The organism is Sagittula salina (assembly GCF_017813235.1).
Lineage (GTDB): Bacteria > Pseudomonadota > Alphaproteobacteria > Rhodobacterales > Rhodobacteraceae > Sagittula > Sagittula salina.
Genome location: NZ_JAGISH010000001.1, coordinates 826023 through 834325 on the forward strand (window position 1 = coordinate 826023; position 8303 = coordinate 834325).

Genomic DNA, 8303 nt, shown 5'->3' on the forward strand with positions numbered 1-8303 from the left:
GCGAACCGTCAATAAATTGCGCTGCATTGCCGCATCAATGGACATAAAACGCAGATGACCGACGAAACACACCCGCTGAGCCCGCAGGACTGCCTCGTCGCGGTCATGATCGCCGTTTCCATGTCCGACGAGGACATCCGGACCGCCGAACTGGTCAAGATTGATTCGGCAGTGAACATGCTTCCGGTCTTCGCCGATTTCGATGCCGACCGGGTGCGCACGGTCTCCTCGCTCGTGGCCGACCTCTTCGAACAGGAGGACGGGCTCGACGCGCTTTTCGGACTGGTGCGCGCCAACCTTCCCGAACGCTTGTTCGAAACCGCCTATGCGCTGGCCTGCGACGTGGCTGCCGCCGATGGCACCCTGCGCGAAACCGAACTGCGCCTGCTCGAAGAGATTCGCTACGAACTGAACATCGACCGGCTGCACGCCGCCGCGATTGAACGGGGCGCCCGGGCGCGGCACTTGTCGGTCTGAGCCAGCCGAACCGGGAGGCATTCCAGCACGTTGCGGGGTCCGAGTGGGGTTTCCCTGCATCGCTCGCCACAAAACCGCCGTGCAGGTCGGGATTACCGGACTCGCACAGCGTTTACCTGATTGTACAGTTTCTTCAGGCAACATTCAGCCGGCGCGCTGCGGCGCTTTTCCTGGAGGGACTTCATGACCCGCATTCTTGCGGCCGCCTTCGGTGCGGCCCTGACCTGCCTTCTGCCGCTCGCCACCCGGGCCGCCCCGCTTGTGGCGAAGGTCGACATTTCCGCACAGTCCATGACGGTGATCTACAACGGTCAGATCACCTACCAGTGGCCCGTCTCCACCGCCCGCAATGGGAAATACACGCCCCGTGGAACGTGGTCGGCGAAATGGCTGTCGCGCAACCACCGTTCCAGCCTTTACGATAACGCTCCCATGCCCTTTGCGATCTTCTTCAACGGCAATTACGCGATCCACGGCACGAATCAGATATCGCGGCTTGGCCGCCCTGCATCCGCTGGCTGCGTACGCTTGCACCCCGAACACGCGGCGGTACTCTTTGGCCTCACTCAGCAGGTGGGAAAACAAAACATGCGCGTAGTCATCCAGAACTGAGCCGGTCCGCTTTTCGAACCCAAGGGGCCTGACCTGCCCCACCTCAGGTTTCCGCGTACATCACGCCCCAGCGTTCGATCAGCTTCTGCTGCAGGGTCTTCGCCCGGACGTTCCATGCAGAACCGCCCTCCGGGTTCTCCCGTTCGGCCTTGGTCAATCTGTCGCGCCGCTCCAGATTGCCAGCGAAGATGGCAAAGACCAACTCCGTCCCGCCCGCCAGATCGGCGAATCCCGCCAGCCCACTGACAAAGTTCAGCGTCCCCGTCTTGGCATGGACCGAGATCGGGTGGTCCTCGATTACCCGGCGCTTCGCGTCTCGCATCAGGAATTCCTTCAGCAGAGGCTTCAGTGGTTGCGTCGGCCGCAGCGCCAGAAGTGCCGTCATCATGTCCGCCGCCTTCACCCGGCTGTCGTCGCCCAGACCGGAGTGATCCTCCAGCGCCAGCGACTTCACGCCCAGTGTCTCCGCCGCCCAGACATTCAACGCCGCCGCCGATTCGCGCGGGCTTGCGGGCACCCGACCTAGCCGCTTTGCGCTGGCGCTCAGCCCGACGACCTCCGCCGTCAGGTTGGTCGACCATTTCAGCATGTCGTGCAGGATATCCGTAAGCAGCGCGCTTTCATACTGCGCCAACAGCACGCCGTCCGCAGGGCGCACCTGGATCACGACCGGCGCGGACAGCGTGATGCCCTGCCCGGCACAGAGACTCTGGAACACCTCCGCCGCGTAAAGCTCTGGCTTGCGTACCGGCAGCCAACGCGCGCCCCCCTTGCCCAGTGCGCCGCGTGCAACCGTCCAGTTGTCGCGCCCGCCGGCGTCGGCATAGGTGTAGACCGGCGTGCTGCGCCGCTCCACCGCCATCCGCGCCATATGCACTTGCGGCTTGTGGCGCTCCGAACGTGCATCCATCGACACTGCGTAGTCTTTACCGGACTGCCGCCACTCAAAGAATACCCGATTGTAATTCAGGTTCAGCCCCGACACGGCTGGATTGTAGGACACATGCTCCGGCTGTTCAGGGTCTATGGCGCGGGCGTAGGGCAGCGCCCCACCCCAAACCTGATAGGCTCCCTTCACCCCGGTGATCCCGGCCTCGGCCAGCCGCGCGGCAAGCGTCGCCAACCCGTCGGTGTCCAGCGTCGGATCGCCACCGCCCGCCAGCACCAGATCGCCCTGCACTACGCCGTCCTTCACGCCACCAGTGGCCAGCACCTGCGTCGCGAACCGGTGCCCCCCCCCCAAATGGGCCAGCGCGTAGCCCGCCGTGAGCGCCTTCGCCACGCTGGCGGGCGGCAGGCCAAGCTCCGCGTGGTGTGTTTCCAACACCTCTCCGGTGCGGGCGTTTGCCACGCAGTACCCCACGTTGCCGTCGAGCCGCGCCGCCGCGATCAGCGCTTCTGCCGACGGTTGCAGCCGCCGCCGCAGATCCTCGCCACGTGCCACCGGCCGCAGCGAAGCCGACGGTGCGCCTGCACGCGCCTGCAACGGCACGATCAGCAGCGCCGCCGCCGAAGCCGCGCGCAGGAAGGTACGCCTTGAGAATCCCCGTGTCATATCCGCGATCTAAGCCAATCCACAGCCGAGCTGCAACAGGGCAGTCTCGCCGCCCGCGTCACGTTTCCCCCTGTTTCACAGGCGCATCCGGCGCCTCTTCGCCCGCCGTTACCTGCCTCAAAGCACTGCTGCTGACGCTCCGCATCGGCATGTTGACAAAACACCAGACCGGTGGCCGCATCCCGCCCAATGCCCGGCTGTCCCGCGCGGGCAGACGCGCGGCGGCATAGATCCGCGCCGCGCGCGATCGCAGCGCTGCGCCGCGCAGTCCGGGACGCGCCAATACCCCCACAGGCACCAAGTCCAGAATTTGCTGCCAATCCTCCCATCGGTCGAACTGCACGAGATTGTCCGCCCCCATCAGCCAGGTAAAGGCCACCTGCGGGAACATACCAGTCAGCGCAGCCAGCGTTTCGGCAGTGTAGCATGTGCCCAGTTCCACTTCGATGTCGCTGACCGCTATCCGCGGATGGTCGATCAGATCCTTGGCCGCCGCCAACCGGACCGCCATCGCTGCCGGTGCGTGCGCCTTCAGCGGGTTTGCCGGACTGACCAGCCAGACGACGCCGTCTAGCCCAAAGCGTTTCAAGGCTTCGCACGAAAGGTGCAGGTGCCCTTCGTGCGGCGGATCGAAAGACCCCCCCAGCAAACCTACCCGAGCGCCGGGGCGAAACAGGGCGCGGCCGTCCTCGATTGTCACAGGCGGCTCCTCCCATGCTTAACCCGCGTGGGAACCTAGTCTTCAGCCGGACCAGTGGCAAGCAGGGGCCGACAGAAACGGTCTCAGAAATCCTGCCACGGACTGGCCCCGCCGCCGCCCGCCGCCTTTGCGGGTTCGGGCACCGGTGCGTTGGTAGCAGACGGCCCTTTTGGCTTCTCGGAGCCCGAGGGCATCGGTCGCGCATCCTTGCTTTGCCAGCCCAGGTCAGATGTATCTGCATGGGACTTCGCGCCGGATTCAGACCCGTTCTTCTTCGCCGTGCTGACCACCGCCTTGTCAGGCGATGCGGCGGGCGCGGTACGCGCCTTTTCTCCGATCTTCGGCGCGGGCGCTGCAAATGTTCCCGCGTCCCTGGTGCGGAACCGAGCCACAAGATTGCGCAACTCGCCAGCCTTTTCCTGGAGCGCCTTGCCCGAGGCCGCGCTTTCGTTGACCATGGCCGCGTTCTGCTGCGTCACCTGATCCAGCGCCGCGATTCCGTTGTTGATCTCGCCGATGCCCTGAGCCTGCTCTCCCGCACTGGTGGCGATATGACCCACCCGTTCGGTGACCGCGACCACCTCTTCGAGGATGCCCTCCATCGCCGTGCCCAACTCGGACACCAGCTGAACCCCGTGCGCCACGTTCTGCCCCGACTCCGCGATCAGGCCGCGAATCTCCGCCGCACTGTCCGAGGACCGCTGCGCCAGCGCACGCACCTCGCTTGCAACGACGGCAAAGCCGCGCCCCACCTCACCAGCCCGCGCGGCCTCCACCCCGGCGTTCAAGGACAAGAGGTTGGTCTGGAAAGCGATGTCCTCGATCACCGTGATGATCTGCGAAATCTGTCGCGAAGATGCCTCAATCTGGCCCATCGCCTCCACCGCGCGGTTGCGCACCTCCTGCCCGCGTTCCGCCTGACTCCGGGCCTGCCCGATGGCAGTCACGATTTCCTTCGACCCGCGCGCCGTGGCGTTCACGCTCTCAGAAATCTCGTCCATCGCCGCCGCGGTTTCCTCCAGCGTGGCGGCCTGGTTTTCCGTCCGCCGCGACAGCGCCTCCGAGCCTTCGCTCAGCGACCGGGCATCCGTATCGATCGACTCGGCGCTGGCACGCATTTCGTCGATGATCGCCGTCAGGCTGTCTACCGTGGAATTGAAATAACCCTTCAACTCCTCGTAGTCAGAGCCAAGGTCCCTTTCGATCCGGCAGCCCAGATCACCGTCGGCAAGCTGTACCAGCTTGTCGCGCAGGGTACCCACGACATCCGCCTGATGCGCGGAAGCCTCCTGTATCTTGGCGCGGGTCTTCGCCACCTCCCCAAGATCGCCGCGAAAGGAATTCAACGCCCGCGCGATATCGCCGATCTCGTCGCCGGTCCTGGTCTGCTGGATCTCGCTTTCGTAGTCGCCCGCGGCCACCGCACTCACGCTTCCCGACAACAGCCGGACGCGGTTCGTCACGTAGCCCGCCACGATGACACCCATGCCCATGACCATGAAGGCGACGATGGCGGACTGGATCAGCGTCGAGTGCAGAAGCTTGCGCTCCTGCGCGCGGGCGTACCACAGGTCATCCTCCGCCACGATGTGCCATTCCTGGCCGGCGATCTCGCGCGTGATGCCCACCACCTCGACGGTATTGCCGCGCAGGCCGGGGGCTTCGGGGATCTTCACGTCCTCACCCGCAAGCACCCGGCCAAGGTGGTCGAGATCCGGGATGGGATCGAGCACCTGCAACCCGCCGGGGCGTTCCGACGCAGTCAGCGCGTGTCCGGCCTCGTCGAAGGCGTAGACCTCCCCGTGATCTCCCAGCAGCGTGCTGTGCGCCATCTGCCGAGCGGGCTCGCCGACATCGACCTGCAGCGCCACGGCCCCGATCCGGTCGCCCGCTTCGTCAAAGACCGGGGCGGCGACGAAATTCGACGGCAGTGTGCCGCTGGGCCCGTAGGTGACGTAGCCCGAGTAGGCCGCTTCACCCGCCGACAGTTCTCGAGCTGCCGCATAGGCCCGACCCAAGCCGCTGTCCGCATAGGGGCCATCCCGCATGTTGGTCGCGAAATCGTCCTTCTTCGCAACGGAGTAGACGACGTTTCCCGCCACGTCCAAGATGTAAAGGTCAAAGAAGGGTCCGAGGCGGATGAATTCCCGGAAGCTCTGGTGAAAATGCTGGTGCCCCTTCGTCCAGGCGGACCCGTCATCGGCACTGTCCATCGCGCGACGTTCTTCCGGGGCAAACGGGTTCTGCTCGGCGTAGAGCCTGCGCAGTTGCGCCGGGGCATCCGCTCCGAAGGCCTCCCAGCCCGCGCCGAACTCGCGAACGGCATCACGCGCGCCCTGGCTGCTTGCCAGTTGCAGCGCCTGTCGTTCGACGCTCGCGAACCAGGTCTCGGTCTCTCTGACCTTGACGTCCAGCAGCCGTAGCATCGACGCCTTCCGCTGCAGCGCGGTTTCCTTCGCGCCGAGCTCGTACATACCGAAGGCAACGGCGACAAGCGCAAGCACCACCGGCACCGCGATCAGGATCGGCAACTTCCAGCGCAGCGTCAGACGCTTCCAGTGATTGCGGCGGTTCTTCTTAACTCCGGGCGGCAAGGGCATCGGAGGCTCCTTCATGTCTGTCCGGCCATCGGGGCCAGAATTTGCCCCATCATCAAGCTTCGGAATAGTGACTTCCCCTCAACGGAGAATTAATTCCCCCCTGCCTCCAGCTCCCTGTACGATGAAACTTCGTCTACAATTTGCCACGGCAGCACCGGCCCCCACCGCATTGCGCGCGCCGTCCAGACGCGGTACTCCCCCTGCCGAACCAGCTTTTCCGAAGGGGAGCACGCGAAATGGCCTCTTACCAGTATGTCTACCACATGGACGGGGTGTCGAAGACCTACCCCGGCGGCAAGAAATGCTTTGAAAACATCCGTCTCTCCTTTCTACCGGGGGTGAAGATCGGTGTCGTCGGCGTCAACGGCGCGGGTAAGTCCACGCTGATGAAAATCATGGCCGGCATAGACAAGGACTTCACCGGCGAAGCCTGGGCCGCCGAGGGCGCGAAGGTCGGCTACCTGCCTCAGGAGCCGCAACTCGATGAATCCCTAACCGTCCGCGAGAACGTCATGCTGGGCGTGGCCGAGAAGAAGGCCGTTCTCGACAAGTACAACGAACTTGCCATGAATTACTCGGACGAGACCGCGGACGAGATGGCCAAGCTACAGGACCAGATCGACGCCGAGAACCTCTGGGATCTCGATAGCCAGATCGACGTGTCGATGGAGGCTCTGCGCTGCCCGCCGGACGACGCCAACGTGGCGACTCTGTCGGGGGGTGAACGCCGACGTGTCGCGCTCTGCAAGCTGCTGCTCGAAGCGCCCGACATGCTGTTGCTCGACGAACCGACCAACCACCTCGACGCGGAAACCATCGCCTGGCTGCAGCAGCACCTGATCGACTACAAGGGCACGATCCTGATCGTCACCCACGACCGCTACTTCCTCGACAGCATCACCGGCTGGATCCTCGAACTCGACCGCGGCCGCGGAATCCCTTACGAGGGCAACTACTCTGCCTGGCTTGAACAAAAGGCCAAGCGGCTTGAGCAGGAAGCCCGCGAGGACAAGGCAAAGCAGAAGACGCTGGAACGCGAACTCGACTGGATCCGTCAGGGCGCCAAGGCGCGCCAGTCGAAGTCCAAGTCGCGGATCGCGGCCTACAACGAGATGGCAAACCAGTCGGAGCGCGAAAAACTCTCGCGCGCCCAGATCATCATTCCCAACGGTCAGCGCCTCGGCTCCAAGGTTATCGAGGTAGAGCACCTGAACAAGGCGATGGGCGACAAGCTCCTGATCGAGGATCTCTCCTTCTCGCTGCCGCCCGGCGGCATCGTCGGTGTGATCGGCCCCAACGGCGCCGGCAAATCCACGCTCTTCAAGATGCTTACCGGGCAGGAACAGCCCGACAGCGGCACGATCGAACTGGGCGACACCGTGCAGATGTCCTACGTCGACCAGTCTCGCGACGATCTGAAACCCGACGACACCGTCTGGCAGGCGATCTCCGGCGGGGCGGAGATCATCAAGCTCGGCGATGCGGAGATCAACTCCCGCGCCTATTGCGGTGCCTTCAACTTCAAGGGGGGCGACCAGCAGAAGAAGGTCGGCCTTCTCTCCGGCGGTGAACGCAACCGTGTGCACATGGCGCGGCTACTTAAGGAAGGCGGTAACGTCATCCTGCTCGATGAACCGACCAACGACCTCGACGTGGAAACCCTCCGCGCGCTGGAGGACGCCTTGGTGGACTTCGCCGGCTGCGCCGTGGTCATCTCGCACGATCGCTTCTTCCTCGACCGTATCTGCACGCACATGCTCGCCTTCGAGGGCGAGGCGCATGTGGAATGGTTCGAAGGCGGCTTCACCGACTACGAAGAAGACAAGAAGCGCCGCCTCGGGGCGGACGCCCTCGAACCCAAGCGCCTGAAACACAAGAAGTTCATGCGGTGAGTCGTAAATTATGTAGGGTGGGTGGATCCGCTTGATCTGCCGGCTTCACCCACCCCACAAGTCCATTCGGCCTCTACGAAGGCGGTGTGGCCGGCTGCCGGTTTTGTGGACACCGGGTTAGGGTTGCATGGATCGGGCCTCGAACGCCATGGGACTTTGATACCCGAGTTTCGAACGACGGCGGCTAGGATTTTGGAATCGTTCAATATCATCGAACACGTCGGCCCGCCCGGGCGTGGTCGCGCCTGCGGTAGACCTTGCCAGCCATCCGCCCGGTCTTCAGCGATGAGAAAAAGCTCTCCATGGCCGAGTTGTCCCAGACGTTTCCGGATCGGCTCATGCACTGACCGGCAGGCGCATGCCTAGCCTGCCGCCGAGAGGGGAACAGGTTGAACCGCTCCGGTTTCACCGGAGGCTCCGAAGTGAGTATGGATGGAGCCTATGGGACGAGACACCAGAGCGAACCG

At 64.2% G+C, this 8303-nt stretch carries 6 protein-coding genes and 1 pseudogene; 3 read left to right on the forward strand and 4 right to left on the reverse strand.

All coding sequences use genetic code 11. From position 1 onward, the window contains the following. Positions 1–54: 54 nt before the first annotated feature. Together J5474_RS03915 and J5474_RS03920 are read left to right on the forward strand one after the other, a co-directional pair. Complete coding sequence (locus tag J5474_RS03915; protein WP_209359456.1) at positions 55–477, forward strand: tellurite resistance TerB family protein; 423 nt, start codon at positions 55–57, stop codon at positions 475–477. Between the two features lie 183 nt (positions 478–660). After that, complete coding sequence (locus J5474_RS03920) at positions 661–1089, forward strand: L,D-transpeptidase (protein ID WP_209359457.1); 429 nt, start codon at positions 661–663, stop codon at positions 1087–1089. A 43-nt stretch (positions 1090–1132) separates the two neighbouring features. Here J5474_RS03920 and dacB read toward each other — a convergent pair whose 3' ends face one another. The 3 genes from dacB to J5474_RS03935 all read right to left on the reverse strand — a co-directional run bounded on the left by dacB (position 1133) and on the right by J5474_RS03935 (position 5944). Next, positions 1133–2644 carry a D-alanyl-D-alanine carboxypeptidase/D-alanyl-D-alanine endopeptidase gene (dacB, locus tag J5474_RS03925; protein ID WP_209359458.1) on the reverse strand — a complete coding sequence of 504 codons (1512 nt, stop codon included), beginning with the start codon at positions 2642–2644 and terminating at the stop codon, positions 1133–1135. Positions 2645–2702: 58 nt separating this feature from the next. Next, entirely contained in the window at positions 2703–3344 is a 642-nt protein-coding gene (locus J5474_RS03930; protein ID WP_342454003.1) for a nicotinate-nucleotide adenylyltransferase, read from the reverse strand. An 83-nt stretch (positions 3345–3427) separates the two neighbouring features. Further along, complete coding sequence (locus tag J5474_RS03935; protein ID WP_209359459.1) at positions 3428–5944, reverse strand: methyl-accepting chemotaxis protein; 2517 nt, start codon at positions 5942–5944, stop codon at positions 3428–3430. Between the two features lie 236 nt (positions 5945–6180). On the opposite strand from J5474_RS03935, the gene ettA reads away from it, so the two are divergent. Beyond that, positions 6181–7836 (forward strand): energy-dependent translational throttle protein EttA, encoded by a 1656-nt coding sequence (ettA, locus tag J5474_RS03940; RefSeq protein ID WP_209359460.1) that lies wholly within the window; start codon positions 6181–6183, stop codon positions 7834–7836. Positions 7837–7953: 117 nt separating this feature from the next. Here ettA and J5474_RS03945 read toward each other — a convergent pair. Further along, positions 7954–8176: pseudogene (locus tag J5474_RS03945) on the reverse strand (IS3 family transposase); the annotation flags it as partial. Positions 8177–8303 lie beyond the last annotated feature (127 nt).

Bases quoted from the DNA above. Each gene is read 5' to 3' on its own strand.
- J5474_RS03915 (WP_209359456.1), top strand. From the start codon at position 55: ATGACCGACGAAACACACCCGCTGAGCCCGCAGGACTGCCTCGTCGCG.
- J5474_RS03920 (WP_209359457.1), top strand. From the start codon at position 661: ATGACCCGCATTCTTGCGGCCGCCTTCGGTGCGGCCCTGACCTGCCTT.
- dacB (WP_209359458.1), bottom strand. From the start codon at position 2,644: ATGACACGGGGATTCTCAAGGCGTACCTTCCTGCGCGCGGCTTCGGCG.
- J5474_RS03935 (WP_209359459.1), bottom strand. From the start codon at position 5,944: ATGCCCTTGCCGCCCGGAGTTAAGAAGAACCGCCGCAATCACTGGAAG.
- ettA (WP_209359460.1), top strand. From the start codon at position 6,181: ATGGCCTCTTACCAGTATGTCTACCACATGGACGGGGTGTCGAAGACC.